This is a genomic window from Nonomuraea sp. NPDC003201 (genome assembly GCF_053590415.1).
Window position 1 is genome coordinate 15732 of sequence record NZ_JBSFTC010000102.1, and the last position, 19258, is coordinate 34989.

Annotated in this window: 24 protein-coding genes and 1 tRNA gene; 13 read left to right on the forward strand and 12 right to left on the reverse strand. The window is 68.9% G+C overall.

What is annotated here, in order from left to right; translation table 11 throughout:
* Positions 1-53: 53 nt before the first annotated feature.
* The 8 genes from ACWDX9_RS30195 (at position 54) to ACWDX9_RS30230 (ending at position 6433) form a co-directional block, all read left to right on the forward strand.
* Positions 54-404 (forward strand): winged helix-turn-helix transcriptional regulator, encoded by a 351-nt coding sequence (locus ACWDX9_RS30195; protein WP_449959758.1) that lies wholly within the window; start codon positions 54-56, stop codon positions 402-404.
* A gap of 424 nt (positions 405-828) precedes the next feature.
* Positions 829-2268 (forward strand): N-acetylglucosamine/diacetylchitobiose ABC transporter substrate-binding protein, encoded by a 1440-nt coding sequence (gene ngcE, locus ACWDX9_RS30200; RefSeq protein ID WP_449959760.1) that lies wholly within the window; start codon positions 829-831, stop codon positions 2266-2268.
* A 4-nt stretch (positions 2269-2272) separates the two neighbouring features.
* Entirely contained in the window at positions 2273-3187 is a 915-nt protein-coding gene (locus tag ACWDX9_RS30205; RefSeq protein ID WP_449959762.1) for a carbohydrate ABC transporter permease, read from the forward strand.
* Entirely contained in the window at positions 3188-4033 is an 846-nt protein-coding gene (locus ACWDX9_RS30210) for a carbohydrate ABC transporter permease (RefSeq protein WP_449959764.1), read from the forward strand.
* Positions 4034-4042: 9 nt separating this feature from the next.
* Positions 4043-4303, forward strand: coding sequence for a 4a-hydroxytetrahydrobiopterin dehydratase (locus ACWDX9_RS30215; protein ID WP_185067795.1), 261 nt, complete (start codon positions 4043-4045; stop codon positions 4301-4303).
* A gap of 95 nt (positions 4304-4398) precedes the next feature.
* Positions 4399-4971 (forward strand): superoxide dismutase family protein, encoded by a 573-nt coding sequence (locus tag ACWDX9_RS30220; RefSeq protein ID WP_449959766.1) that lies wholly within the window; start codon positions 4399-4401, stop codon positions 4969-4971.
* 50 nt (positions 4972-5021) lie between these two features.
* A complete protein-coding gene (locus tag ACWDX9_RS30225; protein ID WP_449959767.1) occupies positions 5022-6107 on the forward strand; it encodes a low temperature requirement protein A in 1086 nt (361 codons plus the stop codon).
* The gene (locus ACWDX9_RS30230; RefSeq protein ID WP_449959769.1) at positions 6104-6433 is read left to right on the forward strand and encodes a nuclear transport factor 2 family protein; all 330 of its coding nucleotides are present in this window, start codon (positions 6104-6106) and stop codon (positions 6431-6433) included. Before ACWDX9_RS30225 ends, ACWDX9_RS30230 begins: the two co-directional genes overlap by 4 nt.
* Here the strand turns inward: ACWDX9_RS30230 and ACWDX9_RS30235 are convergent.
* The 6 genes from ACWDX9_RS30235 to ACWDX9_RS30260 all read right to left on the reverse strand — a co-directional run bounded on the left by ACWDX9_RS30235 (position 6426) and on the right by ACWDX9_RS30260 (position 10098).
* Positions 6426-6785, reverse strand: a complete 360-nt coding sequence (locus ACWDX9_RS30235; protein WP_449959771.1) for a hypothetical protein — start codon at positions 6783-6785, stop codon at positions 6426-6428. The genes ACWDX9_RS30230 and ACWDX9_RS30235 overlap by 8 nt on opposite strands.
* On the reverse strand, positions 6782-7321 hold the full coding sequence (locus ACWDX9_RS30240; RefSeq protein ID WP_449959773.1) for a MarR family winged helix-turn-helix transcriptional regulator: 540 nt from the start codon (positions 7319-7321) through the stop codon (positions 6782-6784). The genes ACWDX9_RS30235 and ACWDX9_RS30240 overlap by 4 nt, the downstream gene beginning before the upstream one ends.
* A gap of 41 nt (positions 7322-7362) precedes the next feature.
* Positions 7363-8004 (reverse strand): GOLPH3/VPS74 family protein, encoded by a 642-nt coding sequence (locus tag ACWDX9_RS30245; protein ID WP_449959775.1) that lies wholly within the window; start codon positions 8002-8004, stop codon positions 7363-7365.
* Positions 7973-8233: a hypothetical protein gene (locus ACWDX9_RS30250; RefSeq protein ID WP_449959777.1), complete on the reverse strand. Its 261-nt coding sequence runs from the start codon at positions 8231-8233 to the stop codon at positions 7973-7975. The genes ACWDX9_RS30245 and ACWDX9_RS30250 overlap by 32 nt, the downstream gene beginning before the upstream one ends.
* Positions 8234-8238: 5 nt before the next feature.
* Entirely contained in the window at positions 8239-9177 is a 939-nt protein-coding gene (locus ACWDX9_RS30255; RefSeq protein WP_350728177.1) for an SPFH domain-containing protein, read from the reverse strand.
* 99 nt (positions 9178-9276) lie between these two features.
* Entirely contained in the window at positions 9277-10098 is an 822-nt protein-coding gene (locus ACWDX9_RS30260) for a spermidine synthase (RefSeq protein WP_363981744.1), read from the reverse strand.
* 71 nt (positions 10099-10169) lie between these two features.
* On the opposite strand from ACWDX9_RS30260, the gene ACWDX9_RS30265 reads away from it, so the two are divergent.
* The 5 genes from ACWDX9_RS30265 (at position 10170) to lat (ending at position 14748) form a co-directional block, all read left to right on the forward strand.
* The gene (locus ACWDX9_RS30265) at positions 10170-11684 is read left to right on the forward strand and encodes a penicillin-binding transpeptidase domain-containing protein (protein WP_449959779.1); all 1515 of its coding nucleotides are present in this window, start codon (positions 10170-10172) and stop codon (positions 11682-11684) included.
* 121 nt (positions 11685-11805) lie between these two features.
* Entirely contained in the window at positions 11806-12453 is a 648-nt protein-coding gene (trhA, locus tag ACWDX9_RS30270) for a PAQR family membrane homeostasis protein TrhA (RefSeq protein WP_364248083.1), read from the forward strand.
* Positions 12453-12818 (forward strand): PPOX class F420-dependent oxidoreductase, encoded by a 366-nt coding sequence (locus ACWDX9_RS30275; RefSeq protein WP_449959782.1) that lies wholly within the window; start codon positions 12453-12455, stop codon positions 12816-12818. The genes trhA and ACWDX9_RS30275 overlap by 1 nt, the downstream gene beginning before the upstream one ends.
* 46 nt (positions 12819-12864) lie before the next feature.
* Positions 12865-13407 (forward strand): HdeD family acid-resistance protein, encoded by a 543-nt coding sequence (locus ACWDX9_RS30280; RefSeq protein ID WP_449959784.1) that lies wholly within the window; start codon positions 12865-12867, stop codon positions 13405-13407.
* 66 nt (positions 13408-13473) lie between these two features.
* Complete coding sequence (lat, locus tag ACWDX9_RS30285; protein ID WP_363981759.1) at positions 13474-14748, forward strand: L-lysine 6-transaminase; 1275 nt, start codon at positions 13474-13476, stop codon at positions 14746-14748.
* Here lat and ACWDX9_RS30290 read toward each other — a convergent pair.
* The 6 genes from ACWDX9_RS30290 to ACWDX9_RS30315 all read right to left on the reverse strand — a co-directional run.
* On the reverse strand, positions 14738-15958 hold the full coding sequence (locus ACWDX9_RS30290) for an NAD(P)/FAD-dependent oxidoreductase (protein ID WP_449959786.1): 1221 nt from the start codon (positions 15956-15958) through the stop codon (positions 14738-14740). The two genes, lat and ACWDX9_RS30290, sit on opposite strands and share 11 nt — an antisense overlap.
* A 108-nt stretch (positions 15959-16066) precedes the next feature.
* Positions 16067-16261, reverse strand: a complete 195-nt coding sequence (locus tag ACWDX9_RS30295) for a helix-turn-helix domain-containing protein (protein ID WP_235030925.1) — start codon at positions 16259-16261, stop codon at positions 16067-16069.
* Between the two features lie 188 nt (positions 16262-16449).
* Positions 16450-16525: transfer RNA gene (locus ACWDX9_RS30300), tRNA-His, on the reverse strand.
* A gap of 67 nt (positions 16526-16592) precedes the next feature.
* A complete protein-coding gene (gene orn / locus ACWDX9_RS30305) occupies positions 16593-17186 on the reverse strand; it encodes an oligoribonuclease (RefSeq protein WP_449959788.1) in 594 nt (197 codons plus the stop codon).
* Positions 17187-17254: 68 nt separating this feature from the next.
* Positions 17255-18388, reverse strand: a complete 1134-nt coding sequence (locus ACWDX9_RS30310) for a DUF2510 domain-containing protein (RefSeq protein ID WP_449959790.1) — start codon at positions 18386-18388, stop codon at positions 17255-17257.
* A gap of 49 nt (positions 18389-18437) precedes the next feature.
* Positions 18438-19258 (reverse strand): hypothetical protein (locus ACWDX9_RS30315; protein WP_449959792.1); only part of this gene is annotated, 821 nt, incomplete at its 5' end.

The following is a 19258-nucleotide window of genomic DNA, read 5'->3' on the forward strand; positions in this document are numbered from 1 at the left end:
TGCGCCAGAGTATCCATCGGATACTGGTTACTTCATCGTGCTATAAGTACCTTATGGATACTGGCGATGTCTTCGACCCTAACTGCCCGACCCGGGTGGTTCTGGATCGGATCGGCGATAAATGGTCGGTGCTGGTACTCCTCAGTCTCGTCCACGGCCCCATGCGCTTCACCGCCCTCCGCGGGCGGATCGGCGGGGTCACCCCCAAGGTGCTGACGCAGACGTTGCGGGCCATGGAGGCGGACGGGCTGGTGACGCGGGAGGTGTTCGCGGAGGTGCCGCCGCGGGTGGAGTACGAGTTGACGTCCCTGGGGCGCTCGCTGCACGAGCCGATCTCGGCGGTGGCGGCGTGGGCCGAGAACCACATAACCGAAATCCTCACCCACCGCACCCAATCCACCTAACCTCCACCCGGCCCCCTTGCCACCCCGCCCCCTCGCGTCGTCGGAGCGCTCGCCGCCCATGCGCCGTACGCGTTGCGCCGGGTGCCGCCGTGGGCCCTCTCGCCGCACCGGCGCCGACAGGGCTCCGGGCGGACTGAAGGCCACGTATGTGGTGATGTGGACAAACGCCGACGGCAGCGGCAGCGGGTACCACGTGGACGGCGCGTACATCAAGGACGACTGGACCGTCGAGAGCGCCTACAGGACGTGGTGGAAGAACTGAACGAGACCTTGCCGTGCTCGCCCCCGTCCACGATGCTGGCATCTGTTCAGGCAAGGCGATCACGGCAAGGTCACGTCTCGATTGCGCCCCCTTGACGCGTGTCGGTGGCCGTTCGTACGTTCGGGCAAACGTTTAGGAAACTTTCCTAATTCAGGAGCCCCCATGACCCATCCGGGCGAGATCACTCGGCGTCAGCTGCTGCGCCGCCTCGGTATGACCGCGTTCGTCGCCGGCCCCGGTGCGGGCCTCCTGAGCGCCTGCGCCACGGCCGGCACGGGCGGCGAGCCGTCGGCCGCCCCCAGCATCACCGCCTCCGCCGACACCAAGAACCCGTTCGGCGTCGACCCCAAGAAGCCGCTGGAGGTGGTCATCTTCAGCGGCGGGTACGGCGACGCGTACGCCAAGAACCTGCACGAGGAGCTCTACAAGAAGGAGTTCCCCGGCGTGTCGATCAAGCACAACGCCACCCAGCAGATCGGCACCCAGTTACGCCCGCGCTTCGCCGGCGGCGACGTGCCCGACGTGCTCAACAACTCCGGCCCCGACTCGATGGACCTGGCCGCGCTGGCCGCCGAGAACCACCTCGCCGACCTGACCGTGCTCTTCGACGCCCCGTCGATCGACGACCCGGCCAAGAAGATCCGCGACACCGTCACCCCCGCCGTGATCGACAACGCCAAGATCAACGGCAAGGACCTCGTCCTGAACTACACGGTCTCCCACCGCGCGCTCTGGTACAACGCCAAGCTGTTCGCGTCCAAGGGGTGGTCGCTGCCGAGGACGTGGGCCGAGTTCACGGCGCTGGGGGACACGGCCAAGCAGGAAGGCATCCTGCTCTTCGCGTACCCGGGGCAGAAAGGCCCGTACTACCAGCTCTGGAACGTCCTCTACACGGCCGCCAAGATCGGCGGGAACCAGGTCATCATCGACATCGACAACCTGGTCGACAACGCCTGGAACGCCGAGCCGATGAAGCAGGCAGTCACGGCCTGGGTGGACATCCAGGCGAAATATGGCGACAAAGCGTACTTCGGCCTCGACCACACCCAGACCCAGGTCAAGCAGCTCCAGAACAAGCTGCTCTTCTACCCCGTGGGCTCCTGGGTCGAGAACGAGATGGCCAAGGACAAGCCCGACGACTTCGAATACGCCATCGCCCCCATTCCCGACGTCACCGCCGCCGACAAGATGCCGTACGGCGCCATCCAGGTCGGCGTCGGCGAGAACTTCGTCGTCGCGGCCAAGGGCAAGAATCCGCAGGGCGGCCTCGAATACCTGCGCATCATGCTGTCCAAGGACGGCGCGCGCGGATTCACGGAGAAGACCGAGAACCTCACCGTGGTGAACGGCGCCGCCGCCGGACTCGACCTGCCCGCCGGACTGATGAGCGCCGCCAAGGCCCAGGACGCGGCCGGCCAGAACATCATCACCGACGCGCGTTTCGAGGGCTGGTACAAGGAGCTGTTCGACTACGGCACCCAGCAGATCAACGTGGTCATGGCCGGGCGCATCACCCCGGAGCGGTTCTGCGCGAACATGCAGAAGAAGGCCGACGAGATCAAGAAGGACGACGCGGTCGCCAAGCAGACGCGGAGCCAGTGAGCAGATGGAGCGGCTGCGCAAGTACGGGTTCGTCGCCGGATTCCTCGCCGTCCCCCTGGCGCTCTATTCGGTCTTCGTCATCAGCCCCTATGTCCAGGCGTTCCAGCTCTCCCTGACGAGCTGGAACGGATACAGCTCGATCGTGCGGTACGTGGGGCTGGACAACTTCGGCCGGCTGTTCGACGACGAGGTGTTCTGGCAGGCCCTGCGCAACCACGGGATCATGCTGCTCGTGCTGCCGATCGCGACGATCGTCATCGCGCTGTTCCTGTCGTTCCTGCTGAACCTGGGCGGCGGCACGCGCGGCGCGGGCATGAGAGGGGTCTGGGGGTCGAAGTTCTACCGGGTGGTCTTCTTCTTCCCCCAGGTCCTGGCCGTCGCCGTGGTGGGCGTGCTCTTCCAGGCGGTCTACCGCCCCGACGCGGACGGCGTCATCAACGGCGTGCTGGCCAGGTTCGGCGCCGAGCCCGTCGGCTGGCTCACCGAGCCCGACCTCGCCCTCTGGTCGATCATCGCGGTGATGATCTGGCAGGGCGTCGGCTTTTACGTGGTGCTGTTCTCGGCGGGCATGGCGGCCATTCCCAAGGACTATTTCGAGGCCGCCGCGCTGGACGGCGCCGGACGCGTCCGGCTGTTCTTCGCGATAACGCTGCCGCTGCTGCGCGACACCATCCAGGTCGGCTGGATCTACCTGGGGATCGCGGCCTTCGACGGATTCGCGTTGGTGCAGGTGCTGGCCGGCGACAAAGGCGAGCCGGACGGCGCCACGACCATTCTCCCGGTCACCATCTACAAAACGGCTTTCGCCTACAACAAGGTCGGATACGCCTCCGCGATGGGCGTGGCGCTGTTCTTCCTCACCGTGACCTTCGCCGTGCTGACACTGCGGACGACCAGGCGTGAAAGGGTTGAGCTCTAGATGGCCAGAAACCGGCCGCGGCCCGGCGTGCTCAACGGGCTCTCGCACGTGGCGCTGGCCGTCTGGGCGTTACTGATCATCCTGCCGCTGCTGTGGACGTTCCTGGCGTCGTTCAAGAACAACACCGAGATCTTCGGCGACCCGCTGCAACTCCCGGGGGCGCTGCGGCTGGACTCGTGGGGCCGGGCCTGGGACAAGGCGCACATCGGGCAGTACATGCTCAACACCATGGTCGTCGTCTTCTTCGGCACGGCGGGGACGATGTTGTTCGGGTCGATGGCGGCGTACGTGCTGGCCCGCTACACCTTCATCGGCAGCAGGCTGATCTACTACTACTTCGTGGCCGGGCTGGCGTTTCCGGTGTTCCTGGCCCTGGGGCCGCTCTTCTTCGTCGTCAAGCAGTTGGGCCTGCTGAACTCCCACGTCGGGCTCATTCTCGTTTACATCGCCTATTCCCTGCCCTTCACCGTCTTCTTCCTGGCGGCGTTCTTCCGGACGCTGCCGGAGACCGTCGCCGAGGCGGCGATGATCGACGGCGCCTCGCACACCCGGACGTTCTTCCAGATCATGGTGCCCATGGCCCGGCCCGGCCTGATCAGCATCACCATCTTCAACGTCCTCGGCCAGTGGAACCAGTATCTGCTGCCCCTCGTGCTCCTGGCCGGGGACCCGGACAAATGGGTCCTCACCCAGGGCATCGCCAAGATCTCCACCCTGGCCGGATACGAGGCGGACTGGCCGGGCCTGTTCGCCGCGCTGAGCATGACGATCCTGCCGGTCATGGTCGTCTACATCATCTTCCAACGCCAGATCCAGTCCGGGCTCGGCTCGGGGGCGCTGAAGTAACGTGGCGCCATGAGCGAGAACCTGCCCGAATGGCGGCGCGAGGGCGACGAGATCCGGCGCACGATCGAGGCGCCCGACTTCCCCACGGCCATCCGCATCGTCGACGAGATCGCGGTCAAGGCCGAGGAGCTCAACCACCACCCCGACATCGACATCCGCTGGCGTACTCTCCACCTGGTCCTCACCACCCACGACGCGGGCGGGCTCACCGACCTCGACTTCACGCTGGCGGCCGTCATCGATGACATCGCGGCGAAACACGGCGCCTAACCGCTGAATACTCACCGTAGTAGTTCGATTACTCGTTAGAGTGGGTGCCCTCCCGGAGCCCTCCTGTCGAAGGGGCTCGAACCATGGAGGGTTTCATGCGCGTGCCCGCACTCTTGCTCATCATGCTCACCGCAGCCTGCGCGGGCCCGCCCGCCCCGCTCCAGCAGGCCATGGGCCCCAGCGAGGGGCCCAGCGAGGGGGCCACGAGCGCGGCGATCAGGCTGTCCGGCGAGGGGGAGTTCACCGCCGCCGACACCGCCGCCATCGTCTACGACCGCAAGCTGGTCCCGCAGGGCGCCCAGGGCAGCGCCCACGTCGAGTCGGCCGACGGCCAGACCCGCACCACCCTCGTCGTCGAGGGCCTGCTCCCCAACCGCCACTACGGCGCCCACCTGCACGTCAAGCCCTGCGGGAAGAAGCCCGACGAGGCGGGGCCGCACTACCAGCACAAGGCCGGCGAGATCAGCCCGGCCAGCGAGGTCTGGCTCGACTTCACCACCAACGGTGAGGGCGCGGGCCGCTCGTCCGCCCGCAACGACTGGGTCCTCGACCCGGCCAAGCTGCCCGGCTCGCTCGTCATCCACGCCAAGGCCACCAAGACCTCGGGTCCGGAGGTCGGTACGGCGGGGGACCGCGTGGCCTGCCTGACCCTTAAAAAGGTGTCGTAACCACCCAGCCACGGGCATAATTACACAATTACATAACGGAAGGTGTAGTTGTGACCCAGTGGCAGCCACCCAGATTACGGCTGTTCGAAGACGTGCACCGCAGGGCGACCTGGCTGGAGCTCCTGTACGACCTCGTCTTCGTCGTCGCCGTGGCCGAACTGGCCGATGTGCTCCCCACGAGCCTGCCGGCCTTCGTGGGCCTGTTCGTACCGATCTGGTGGGCCTGGCTGGGCTACGTCTTCTACGCCAACAGGTTCGACACCGACGACGTCAGCCACCGGTTGCTCGCGCTGCCGCAGATCCTGGCCGTGGCGACCATGGCGGCGAGCGTGAGCGACATCGAGCAGCGTTCCGGACTTTTCGCCATCGCGTATGCGGTGGTCAGAGTGCTGCTGATCGTGGCCTACGTCCGCGCCGGTCGCCACGTGCCCGAGGCCAGGCCCCTGACGACCCGCTACGCCATCGGGTTCACGGTCGCGGTGCTCATCTGGCTGGCCTCGCTCGCCGTCGACCCGCCCCAGCGTTACGCGTTCTGGGCCGTCGCCCTCGCGATCGACCTCGTCACGCCCCTGCTGACCCGGCGGGCCCAGGGCAAGCTGCCGCCGCAGTCCGAGCACCTGCCGGAGCGCTTCGGCCTGTTCGTGGTGATCGTCCTGGGCGAGGTCGTGGCGGCGGTCGTCCTCGGGCTGAAGGGCCACGACGTGACGCCGGGCACGCTGCTGATCGCCCTGGCCGGGGTGGCGATCGCGATGGGCTTCTGGTGGCTGTACTTCGGCCACACCGACGAGTCCGTCGTGCTGCGTACCCGGCTGGCCGGACAGGTGTGGGTCTACTCGCATCTGCCGCTTTCGCTGGGACTGGTGGCGTTCGGGATCGGGATCGAACACGCGATCATGGACCCGTCCTCGTCGAGCTGGTCCTTCGGGCTGCCCGCCGCCGTGGTGCTCGCCGTGCTCGGCCTGCAGCACCTGTGCTCGTCCGACCGGCGGGCGGGCGCCATCCGCCTCGGCGCGGCGGCGCTCACGCTCGCCACCTCGGCGCTTCCCGTGGCCGCCGCGCTGCCCCTGATCATCCTGTACGCGGCGGCGCAGGTGGCGTACGACCTGTTCCGCCCCCAGCCGGAAGGTGCCGCATGACCGCCAAGGACCTGTTCGACCGCCAATTGGCCGCCATCGCCGACCGTGACCTGGAGGCGCTGCTGGGCCAGTATCACGACGACGCCACGGTCATCCGCTTCGACCGCGTCGCCCGGGGCCCCGCCGAGATCAGGGACCTGTTCACCGCGTACCTCTCGGCGGAGCCCAAGGTGGACGAGATCGTCTCGGTGCGGACGACCGACGACGTGATCTTCTACAACGCCCTGATGACGATCGCCGGGAACCGCGTCACCACGTACGGCACCCTGGTCGTCAGGGACGGCAGGATATGGCGGCAGACGGCGGCCGCCGCCCCCGTCACCTGATCGAGGCCGCCATCGGCTGCCACGGGGCCGCGTCGAAGATCAGCATGATCGTGCTGATCTTCCCGTCGCGGAGCCGGAAGTGCTCGGCCGTGCGCTGGATCCCGGCCGGCGTCGCCGTGTGCACGTCGTAGACCAGCGTCGCCTCCGACTCCCCGTACAGCTCGCTGATCATCTCCACCTCCGTCACCACCCGCAGGAAGCCTTCCAGCCCCGCCAGGTGCCCGGCCGGGTCGGCGGAGGAGATGAACGGGCTCCTGAACGAGAACGGCTCGCCGACCAGCGCCGCCGCCTCCTCGACCGCGCCCCGGAAACGGGCGTCGTGATAGGCCTTGACGACCTCGCGCGCGCTCATCGGGCCTCCTGGGCGGCCAGGTGCTCGGCCAGCCGCTGCTGGTTGTCGGCCAGCCGCAGGCACAGGTGGCGCAGCGACGTCAGCTCCTCGGGGGAGAACCCGCGGAAGATCGCCGCCATGGCGAGCTGCGACGGCCTCCTGAACGCCTCGATCCAGGCCCGCCCCTCGGGGGTGATCCGGGCCAGCACCGACCGCCGGTCGCGCCGGTCCTGGACCCGCTGCACCAGCCCGTCCTTCTCAAGGGTGTCGACGAGGCCGGTGGCGTTCCTCGAACTCACGCCCGCCGACTGGGCCAGCTCGCCGATGCTGACGCCGTCGTCGTCCGCGTCACTCAGCCGCAACAGCAGGTCCATCGCCCCGGAGCTGAGCCCGCGGCCCTCGCTGCCGTGGGCGCGCATGCGCTCGATGGCCTGGAAGGCGGTGCGGACGGCGGCGGCGGCTTCGAAGGTGAGGGTGTCGTCGCCGGCGAGCCGGCTCATGGCGGCTCTGGCGTTGGGATCGTAGAGCAATCCGGTGTCATCATGTTCTAGCTTCATAATGAAGCCATACTTTATTACGTACTTCCATAAAATGCCACTCAACCGGCGCTCTCGGCGGCCTGCAGGTTCTTCCGCAGCGCCGTGGTGATCGGCTCGATGGGTGCCGACAGCTGCTCCACCCTGTACTGGTGGCGGCGCCACTCCCGGCCGGGCAGGACCGTCTTGAGCTGGGCCGCCGCGGCCAGCGCGGCCAGGACGCGGACGTCCGGGCTCAGCCGGCTGACGGGCCGGCCGCCGTGGACCGCGCGGGCGACGCGCTCGACGAGCCTGCGCGAGAGGTGTGGCTTGCGTGGCCTGACCCGTTCGACCGGGAACAGCAGAACCCGGTGGCGCTCCACCCGGACCAGCCGGGCGGCCTCCAGCTCGTCGCGGACCAGCCGGTACGCCTCCGCGTGGTCCTTGCGGATCCAGCTCCCCCACGACCGGGGCGGAGAGCCGGCGATCTGCTCCCAGACGGCCGCCTGCAGCCGGCCGGGGGCGGCGGGAGCGGTGACCGCCCGCGCCTTGCCCGACTCGTCCGCCAGGCTGCCGCTCGTCATGAGCTCGGCGAGCGCCGCCGCGCGCAGGAGGCAGCCCAGCCGGCGGCGGTTGGTCGGCCGTTCCTTGCGGAGGTCGAAGGCCAGCAGGAAAACCGACCTCGGCGGGGACTCACCCTGCTGTGTCGTCGTCCGCGGTTCCATCCGCCGTCTCCCCTCCTTCCAGGACTTCTTCCGGCTCCGGGGCCTTGCGCGGGCGCCCGCGGGGGCGCATGCGCCCCACGCTGTCGGGCAGGCGACCGGCCTCCGAGAGGGCCTTGCGCAACAGGAACTCGATCTGCGAGTTCGTGCTGCGCAGGTCGTCGGCGGCCCACTTCGCCAGCGCGTCGTGGACCACCGGGTCGAGCCGCAGCAGGATCTTCTTCCGCTCCACGGCGATTACTGGTAGAGCGTGCCGGTGTTGACCACCGGCTGGGTGTCGCGGTCGCCGACCAGCACCACGAGCAGGTTGCTGACCATGGCCGCCTTGCGCTCCTCGTCGAGCTCCACCACGTCGTGCTCGGCGAGCCTGGCCAGCGCCATCTCGACCATGCCGACCGCCCCCTCGACGATCCGCTGCCTGGCCGCCACCACCGCGCCCGCCTGCTGGCGGCGGAGCATCGCGTGGGCGATCTCCGGCGCGTACGCCAGGTGGATGATGCGCGACTCGATGACCTTCACCCCGGCCGAGGCCACCCTGGCGCCGATCTCCGCGGACAGCCGCTCGTTGATCTCGTCGGCGTTGTCCCGCAGCGACAGCCGCGGCTCGCCGTGCGCGTCGTACGGATAGCTGCCCGCGATGTGCCGCACGGCCGTCTCCGCCTGGATCGCGACGAACTCCACGAAGTCATCCACCTCGAACACCGCCTGCGCCGTGTCCTGCACCTGCCAGACCACCACGGTCGCGATCTGGATCGGGTTGCCGTCCGCGTCGTTGACCTTCGTCACCTCGGTCTCGTGGTTGCGGATCCTCGTGGACACCCGCCGCCGCAGGGTGAACGGGTTGACCCACTGGAAGCCCGGCGTCCGCAGAGTGCCGACGTACCGGCCGAGCAACTGCACCACCCTGGCCTCGCCGGGCGCCACGGCGGTGAGCCCGCAGCACAGCGTCGCGCCCACCAGGACCACGAGGGGGGCCGCCACCACCAGCCACGCGCCGGACTGCCCGGCCCCGCCGGCGAGCACGATGATCCCCAGCGCGAGTAACGCCGCCCCGCCCAGGATCAGCACCACCCCGACCCCCAGCAGCACGAATCCGTTGGCCGCCCGGACGGGGTGCTCGCTGGTGTGCGGCGCCGGCATGTCCACGACGGTCCCTTCGAACGATGTGTCTGTCATCGCCCGTCCCCTTTTCTGACTGACTTTGTCTGCTATCAAAGTGATATCACTTTTTGAACGCGCGGGGAAGAGGCCTCGACTCGGGGAGGATCGGGCCGGTCAGCCGAAGACGGCGGGCGGGGGGACGGGGGCGAGGACCGGGTCGCCGTCCTTGATGGGGGCGGCGCCGGCGATGAAGTTCGTCAGCGCCTCGCCGTGCACGCATCTCGCCTGCGTCAGCCCGCCCGCCGCGCGCCGCGTCAGGAGGTCCAGCGGCAGGCCCGTACGGGACGCGGCCACGATCAGGTTGCCGAAGCGGCGGCCCCGCATGATGCCCGGCTCCGCCAGCAGGGCCACGTGGCCGAACGTGCCGGTCACCGTGGCGAGCAGGCGCCTGGCGAAGGCCAGGCCCTTGCCGTCGGCCAGGTTGATCAGGAGGGTCCCGTCCGGGCGGAGGATCCTGGCGATGTCGCCCATGTACTCGGTCGTGGCCAGGTCGACGGGCATCGTCGCCCCCGTGAAGGCGTCCAGCACCACCAGGTCCGCCGAGTCGTCCCACACCTTGGCGGTGCCCTCGCGGCCCCCGGCCACGATGACCTTCAGGCGGGGCACCGAACGCAGGTCCAGCTGCTCGCGTACCAGATTGACGAGGAGGCCGTCCGGCTCGATGACGATGTGGCGGGAACCGGGGCGGGTGGAGGCGACGTAGCGGGGGATGGTGCAGGCGCCGCCGCCCACGTGTACGCAGCTCAGCGGCCCTTCCGACAAAAGGTCGATCACATCCGCCATGAGTCGTACATACTCAAATTCCAGAAATGTCGGGTCTTGAAGATCAACATACGACTGAGGTACACCATCTTTGGACAGCACCCAGCCGTCCTGCCTGTCCAGATCGCGGAGAAGCTCGACCTCGCCGAACGTCACCGGATACACGCCGGGCATCGGTTCCCGTTGTCCTCGTGCCACGCTGATCCCCTCCTGGGAGAAACCGTATGCGACGACGAAGGCTGATTGTGCTCGTTATCGCACTTGTCGCGGTAGTTGGGGCGGGTGCGTTCGCAGTCGCGGCGTCGAACCGGGTCAAGGGGAGCGCGTCCCAGACCGCCGCGGACTACTTCGACGCCTGGCGCAAGGGTGACGTGTCGCGCATGGCGCGCCTGGTGTACCAGCCGCCGGCCGACTTCGCCGTCCGGCATCACCGGCTGACGGAGGAGCTGCACATCGAGTCCATCCGGCTGACCCCCGGGCGGTTGAAGAGCACGGGGGAGGGGGCCGCCGAGGTGCCGTTCGCCGGGGTGCGGCAGCTCGCCGACCTCGGGGCGTGGCCGTTCGACAGCACGTTGCGGCTCGGCGTGCGGGACCGGGCCTGGAAGGTGCTGTGGGCCCCCGAGACGCTGCACCCCCTGCTCAAGGATGGCGGCACGCTGGAGCTGGACGAGGTCGACGCGTCGGTGACCGAGCTGGTCACCAGCGAGGGAGAGCGGATCCCCAACGACAGCTACGCGGACGCCTATCTCAATCAGCTCAAACCCGAGTTCGGGTCGTCGTCCCGCGGCTGGGAACTGGTGTCGAAGGCGCCGGGGCAGCCCGCCAGGCAGCTGCTGACCCGCCTGCCCAAGGCGGACGTCGAGCGCACCACGCTGTCGCGGCCCGTGCAGGCGGCGGCCGCCAGGGCGCTGGACGGGGTTGACGACTCCGCGATCGTCGTCATCCGGCCGAGCACCGGCGAGATCCTGGCGCTGGCCGACCGGCTCAAGAACAACTACAGCGCGGTCCAGGACGTCTTCCCCCCGGGGTCCGTCTTCAAGACGATCACGGCGGCGGCGCTGCTCGGGAGCGGGCTCGACCCGGCGGCGGAGGTCCGGTGCCCCGGCACGTACACCATCCCGTTCCACGCGCCCTTCAAGAACGACGGCGAGGTGGACCGCGGGCTCATCAGCTTCACCGACGCGTACGCGTACTCGTGCAACACGACGTTCGTCGAGCAGGCCACGACCAGGCTCACCGCGGACCAGCTGCGTGAGACGGCGGACGAGTGGGGGTTCAGCCGGCAGATCGCGACCGGCATCGGCGGCACCTGCGGGGCCATGCAGGAAACCGACGATCCCGACATGTTCGGCCTCGACGCGATCGGCCAGGGCCAGGTGGTCGCGACGCCGCTGTGCATGGCCGCGCTCGCCGCCGCCGTGCAGAGCGGCACCTGGCGCTCGCCCCGGTTGCTGTCGGACGCGGAGGTGCGCCGGATCGACGGCATCCCGCACAAGGACGTGCGGATGGACGAGGGGATCGTGGCCTCGCTCAGGGACATGATGGCCGCCGTGGTCGATCACGGCACGGCGAGCGACATGGGGCTGCCGGCGGGCGTGGCGGGCAAGACGGGGACGGCCGAGGTGCCGGACGAGGAACTGTCGCACGCGTGGTTCATCGGCTACCGGGACGACCTGGCCTTCTGCGTCTTCGTACGGCACGGCGGCTCCGGCCGGCAGGCCGCCGTCCCCATCGCCGCGCGTTTCTTCAACGGCCTCTGAGCTGCGAAAGGCCACCTCCGGCGGACACCTCCGCCTTTTCCCTCAAAGGCCCCCAGCCCCTGACTGCGAGCACCTTGGGGTCGGTGAGAAGGCGACCCTAACCTACGGTACCGTAGGTTTCATGACGACCATCACCGTCAAGCCCAGGCTGCGAGGCTGGTTGCACACCGGGGCGCTGCCCGTGACGCTGGTCGCGGGGTTCGTGCTCGTGGCGCTCGGCCCGACCTTGCAGGCGCGAGTGGCCTCCGCCGTTTACGCCATCACGTCCGGTCTGTTGTTCGGGATCTCGGCGACCTATCACCGGGGCACGATGGGGCCGCGGCTGGCGGAGTTCCTGCGCCGGTTCGACCATGCCAACATCTATTTGATCATCGCCGGCACGTACACGCCTTTCGCCCTGCTCGCGCTGGACGGGGTGGCGAGGATCGCGGTGCTCTCCGTGATCTGGGGCGGCGCGCTGGCCGGGGTGCTGTTCCGGGTGTTCTGGATGGGCGCGCCGCGCTGGCTCTACACCGTCCTCTACCTGGCGCTGGGCTGGACCGCGATCTTCGTGATGCCGCAGTTGCTGGAGGGCGCGGGCGTGGCCGCCGTCGTGCTGGTGGCCGTCGGAGGCGTCTTCTACTCGGCCGGGGCCGTCGTGTACGGCCTGCGCCGCCCGGACCCGTCGCCCCGCTGGTTCGGCTTCCACGAGGTGTTCCACGCCTTCACCCTGGCGGCGTACCTGGTCCAGTACATCGCGGTGTCGATTGTGGTTTATTCGCACGTGTGATGAACCTTGGGGCAGAGCAGTACATCTCGGTGACCACGTACCGGAGGGACGGCACGCCCGTCGCGACCCCGGTGTGGGCCGTGCAGGACGGTGACGCGGTGGTCTTCTGGACCGTCGCCGACTCCGGCAAGATCAAGCGGATCCGGAACAACCCCGAGGTCAGCGTGGCCGGCTGCGACGTGCGGGGCAAGGTGAAGACCGAGCCGGTCAAGGGCCGGGCCGTGGTGCTGGACGCGGCGGAGACCGAGCGGGTGCGCGGGCTGCTGCGGCGCAAGTACGGCCTCATGGGGCGGATCACGCTGCTCGGCAGCAGGCTCCGCAGGGGGAGCACCGGCACCGTTGGAGTGCGGATCACCGACATTTGACTCCACACTGGTCTGATTTCGGGCATTACCTGGAAATCAGACCAGCATGGGAGATATCACACGGTCGTGGTGGCTTCTACTCATACGCGGCCTCGCCTCGCTGATCTTCGGCATCCTGGCGCTCATCTGGCCGGCGATCACGCTGCTCGTGCTCGTGATCTTCTTCGGTGCGTACGCGCTGGTCGGCGGCGTGGCTGAGCTGATCGCCGGGTTCCGGCACGGGGCCGAGTCGCGAGCTTGGCTGATCATCTCGGGAATTATCGGGATATTGGCCGGTATCGCGACATTTATCTGGCCGGGCATCACGTCGCTGGCACTGCTCTACGTCGTGGCCTTCTGGGCCATCTTCGCGGGCGTTTCGGAGATCATCGCCGGCATCAAACTCCGCAAGGCCATCGACAACGAATGGATGCTCATCGTCGGCGGCATCCTGTCGCTGATCTTCGGCATCCTGCTGCTCATCTGGCCGGCCGCGGGACTGCTCAGCCTCGTCTGGCTGGTCGGAATCTTCGCGATCCTGCACGGCATCGCCATGATCGCTCTGTCGTTCCGCGTGAAGAACTTCACTCGCGGGGTAGGTATGCCGTAAATTTTGCGTAGATGCCCGTGTTCCTCAAGAGGAACATCCGGTCAGACCGACGCACGTGGAGTCTCCATGGACGTACACGCCCGCCTCGCCCGCCACCTGCTCGTCGACGGATACCGGCTCGTGCTCGATCTCGAGCTCAGCCGCGGCTCCTGGCTCGTCGACGCCCGAAACGGCCGCCGCTACCTCGACTTCTACACGTTCTTCGCCTCGGCCCCGCTCGGGGTGAACCCGCCCTTCGACCCCGACTTCGCCCTCCTGCTCGGCCAGGTCGCCCGGAACAAACCGGCGAACCCCGACATCTACACCGAGCATCTGGCGGACTTCGTCGACACCTTCGTCCGCGTGCTGGGCGACCCCGACCTGCCGCACCTGTTCTTCGTCGAGGGTGGCGCCCTGGCCGTCGAGAACGCGCTCAAGACCGCCTTCGACTGGAAGAGCCGCCGCAACGAGGCCGCCGGACGCTCGCGTGACCTGGGCACCAAGGTTCTGCACCTGGCCAAGGCCTTCCACGGCCGCAGCGGCTACACCCTGAGCCTCACCAACACCGAGCCGGGCAAGACCGACCGCTTCCCCAAGTTCGACTGGCCGCGGATCGACGTGCCCGCCATCCACTTCGGAGACGTGGAGGCCGCCGAGGAGCGCGCGCTGGCCCAGGCCCGTGAGGCGTTTGAGCGGAATCCGCACGACATCGCCTGCTTCATCGCCGAGCCCATCCAGGGCGAGGGTGGCGACAACCACATGCGGCCCGAGTTCCTGCAGGCCATGCAGCACATGTGCCACGAGTACGACGCCCTGTTCATCCTTGACGAGGTTCAGACGGGTGGCGGGACGACCGGGACGCCGTGGGCGTACCAGCAGCTGGGTCTCGCTCCGGACGTGGTGGCCTTCGCGAAGAAGGTGCAGGTGGGTGGCATCATGGCGGGCCGCCGGGTGGACCTGGTGCCGGACAACGTGTTCCGGCAGAGCGGCCGGATCAACTCGACCTGGGGCGGCGGTCTGGTGGACATGGTGCGCAGCCGGGGCATCCTGGAGATCGTCGAACGCGACGGCCTGATCGCCCGCGCCGGCGCCCTCGGCAACGTGCTGCTCGAAAGCCTCACCAAGCTGGAGGCCGAGCGCCCCGAGTCGATCTCGAACGTCCGCGGCCGGGGCCTCATGTGCGCGTTCGACCTGCCCGACCAGGCCGAGCGCGACGCGCTGGTGACCCGTCTCAGGGAGGAGCACGGGGTGCTGGTGCTGCCCTGCGGGCCCCGTTCTGTCCGCCTGAGGCCCGCGCTGAACATCCCGGAGGCCGACGTCGACCACGGCCTCCGGGCCCTGTCGGCGGCTCTTACTGCGTGACGCTGGTGGCCGCGCGGCGCGGCCCGAAGTAGCGCCAGAAGAAGTTCAGCAGAACGGTCATGCGGTTGCGCCCGCCCAGCAGGTACGCCACGTGGATGAAGATCCACGCCAGCCAGGCGGGCAGCCCGTACATGATCAACCCGTTGGACAGCTGCAACACGGCCTCCGCCTTGCCGACGGTGGCCATGATGCCCGGATCGTGATACTTGAACGCCGCCGGTGACCGCCCCCGGTGCACCGCGACGATCTGCCGGCCCACGTGCTCGCCCATCTGGATCGCCGGCTGGGCGAGCTGGGGGAGCGGGTCGGGCGGCCCCGCCAGGTCGCCCGCCACGAAGATCTCGGGATGGTCCGGTACGTTCAGCGCCTGCGTGACCGTGATCCGCCCGCCCTTGCCCTGCGGCAGGCCCCAGTCGCCCACCTGCTTGGGCGCGGTGACGCCGAGCGCCCACACGGTCACGTCGGACGGCAGCCGCGTGCCGTCGGACAGCACCACGGCGTCCGGCTCGACGGACGCCACCGTGGCGCCCAGCCGCAGGTTCACCCCTCTCTTGCGCAGCGCAGCCGCCGCCCTGTCGCGCAGCCGCGGCTTGTACGGCGCCAGCACGTAGTCGAACCGCTCCACCAGCGTCACGCTGGTCTGCTCCGGCTTGATCTCGGGATGCGTCAGCGGCAGCGTGCGCCGCCGCAGCTCGGCCAGCGTGCCCGCCATCTCGACCCCGGTCGCGCCCGCGCCGACCACCACGACGTGCACACTCTCGCGGCGGCCCGCCGCGGTGTCCTCCAGGTAGTCCTGGAACCGGCGGCGCAGCGCCGCCGCGTCGGCGAGCGAGTAGATGGGCAGCGCGTTCTCCTGCGCGCCCTCGATGCCGAGCCAGTTGGTGGTGACGCCGGTGCCCAGCACGAGATAGTCGTACTCGATCCCGCTGCCGTCGTCGAGCTCCACCCGCCGCTCGCCCGGCAGGATCTTGCTCAGCGCGGCCCGGCGCGCCCGCACGTTGGGCCACCTGGCGGCGAACGTGCGGATCGGGTACGACACGTCCGCGCTGCCCATGCTGGCGGTGGCCACCTGGTAGAGGAGGGGTTGGAAAGTCGCGTACGGGTTGCGGTCGATGAGCGTCACCAGCGCTCCGGCCTTGGCCAACTCCTTGGTGGCGGCCAGCCCGGCGAATCCGCCGCCCACCACCACGACTCGCGGTCTCTGAACCATGCCATGGGGTCTGCCCCTGAATGCGCTCACGGAACCGGCGGCTCAGGCCTGTAGGCGGCCCGCCGGATCGGGAGGCGGGTCGCTCGTGACGGGGTCGCGGAAAGCGGGCTACTCCTGGCGGGACCGCCACAGGCCGATGGCGGTGACCCGGGAGTCCACCCCTAGCTTGGCGTAGATGCGATTGACGTGGTTCTTGACCGTCTTCTCGCTGAGGAACAGCCGTTGAGCGATCTGCCCGTTGGACTGACCGGTGGCGATCAGGTCCATGACCTCGGCTTCACGCTTGCTCAGGGACGTGAACACGCTATCGAACGCTGCGTCGTCGACTCTCATCCGGCCTCCGGGTGGCGCGCAGACGGTCAGATCGCCGATGGCCCCCGTGCTTCCGGCGTTAGCGGTAGACAGCGAGCATAACTCGCAATGTCATGATTTGGGGCCGTTGTTGGGAGAAAACGACAACGGCCGGCCCCGAAGGACCGGCCGTGCCTCGTTGGGGTGAGTGAAGGGACTTGAACCCTCGACATCCAGGACCACAACCTGGCGCTCTGCCAACTGAGCTACACCCACCATGGCCACCACTGCGTGGTGGCACAGGAAAAGTGTAGCGGGGTTCGGGAGTCTTTACGCCACTCCTTTAGCCGCTGACACGCTCAGCCAGGGATCTCGCGGTCGCCGAATCGGGCCCCGGCTGGGCGACGAAGATCGCCGCGCGGTAGTAGCGAAGCTCCCTGATGCTCTCCGTGATGTCCGCCAGAGCCCGGTGTCCGCCCTGCTTCTCGGGTGCCGCGAAGTAGACGCGGGGGTACCAGCGGCGCACCAGCTCCTTGATCGACGAGACGTCGACCATCCGGTAGTGCAGATAACCATCGACCCCGGGCATGTCGCGCGCGATGAACGTGCGGTCGGTGCCGATCGAGTTGCCGCACAGCGGCGCCTTCTTCGGCTCGGGGACGTGCCGCCGGATGTAGTCGAGCACGACCGACTCGGCCTCCGCCAGCGTCACACCGCCCGCCAGCTCGGGCAGGAGCCCCGAGGCGGTGTGCATCTCGCGTACGACCTGCGACATCTGCTCCAGCGACTCCGGCGGCGGCTTGATGACCACGTCGACGCCCTCGTCCAGCTGATTGAGCTCGCTGTCGGTGATGACGCACGCCACCTCGATCAGCGCGTCGCGACCCAGGTCGAGCCCGGTCATCTCGCAGTCGATCCAGACCAGCAAGTCACTCATTCGATCTCCTCGCCCAGCGGCTCGGAGCAATCCGCCCGCTTGTTACCCCACCAGCCTAGTGCCACTGATTAGGCGGGCTTGAGCGAGCCGAGAACCTTGGCCAGCACGTCGGTGCCCAGGTTGTCGGGAACGGAGGCGTACATGATGGCCGGCCGCTGCCCGTCGCCACGGTCCATGAGCACGATCGCGCCGTTCTCCTTCTTCCATTTGTAGCCCTTCTCCTCGGAGACCTTGGAGAAGTCGAGCTGGAACTGCAGCACCCAGGCGTCCTTGTCACCGATCTTCATCGCCTTGTCCTCCACCACTTTGGTCTCGTGAGCGACCTGGTAGAACTTGGTGGAGAAGTCGACGAAGACCGCCTTGGCCGTGTCGCCCATGCCGGAGGCGCCGGAATAGGGATAGAGCTCGTTGAGCAGGCCCGTGTAGATGTTGCCGATCCAGTCGCCCTCGCCGTCGTACTTCTCCTGCGAGACGGCCTGCACCCCGCCCGACCACACCTGCTGGGTCGGGTTCGGGTTGGGGCCGTTGACCTCGGCGGACTTGGGCACCGTCCAGCTGTCGGGCACCTGGAAGGACAGGCCGGCCTGCGGGTCGGTGACGCGGCCGCCGACCGGCTGGGGCAGCTCGGTGGCGCCCTGGGAGGGCGGCTCGTTGGACGGGGGCTCCTGGCTCGGCGGGTCCTCCTGCTCGAACGTGTCGGCCGGTGTCGGCAGCGACGACGTCGGGCTGGTGCTCCGGTTGACGAAGAAGATGCCGGCCACCACGATCAGCGCGACCACCACCAGGGCCGCCAGCCCCCCGAACACCCAGGGCAGCGGGTTGGACTGCTTGGGCGGCGGGCCGTAGGTCACGCCGGGCAGGGGCGGGCCGCCCCACTGGGTGGGCGCCGCGGGCTGGCCGTAGGTCCCCTGACCGTACGTCGGCTGGCCGAACTGGAGCGTGGGGTTCGCGGGCGTCGCCGACCAGTCGGGGCTCGACTGGGGCTGCGGCTGGAGTTGCGACGGGGGCTGTGACTGGTGCTGTGACTGGGGCTGGGGCTGCGACGGGGGCTGCGGCTGCGGCCCGGAGGGCTGCTGCGGGGGTCCGCCCGGCCCGGGCTGCTGCGCATGGAGGGCGTCGGTCCACTGGGCGCCGTCCCACCAGCGGAGCTGGGGCTCTCCGTACGGGTCCGGGTACCAGCCCGCGGGGGTCTGCGTGGTCATGTTCGCCAGATTAGTAAGAACCTCATTGATATGCATTGTCGCGAGGGCATCAGCACTTGTACGTGAAGCTCGCCTTGTCGCTGCGGACCGGGCCGGGCGTCAGGATCCGCAGCGTGGCGGTGGCCTTGACGTTGCTCCTGCCCTGGAGCGTCCACCGGAGCGGCACCTCGTACCTCGTCTGGTCCGCCTTCGTGCGCAGCGTCCCCTTGACGACCTCCTTGTCCAGGTTCTTGCGCCACTCGTAGGTGATCTCGCCAGGAGCCCCGTTGGTGACGACCGTCCCGGTGATCAGGACGGCCTTGTCGCAGCCCTGGGTCTTCTTCGGCGCCACCACGTCGATCGACTCGACCGCCAGCTCCGGCGTCTTCCCCACGTGGAACCAGGCCAGGACCGCCCCCGCCATGATCACCGCGAAGAGGGCCGCGGAGGTGATCGTGCGCCGCCGCCGCGCCCGCGAGGCCTTGGCCAGCCTGACGCCGGGACGGTGCTCGGTGGCGGCCTGGTCGCGCCCGGCCCGCCAGATCCGCTCGGCCGTCGTCTCCGGCCGCTGCTCCTGCGTGCCGATCCCCGGCCCGAACTGCACCGGCCCCGACGACCGGCCCGGGACGTGCAGCAGGGTGACGATGTCGCCCTCGTCCCTGGGCGGCAGGACGGGCGGCGGCGCGTACGCCCGCGCCTGGGCGAACGCCGACCTCCCGCGGGCGGCCTGCGCCAGCTCCTCCCGGCCGGTGGCCTGGCCGGCGAGCAGGTCGCGGGCGGCGGCCAGGCCCAGGGTCCCGGCCGTGGCCGCGGCGCGTTCGAACAGCTCGGCCTCCGGCCGGCCCTGCCCGAACGAGGCGGCCAGCCCGCGCGCCAGCGACGCCCACCCGG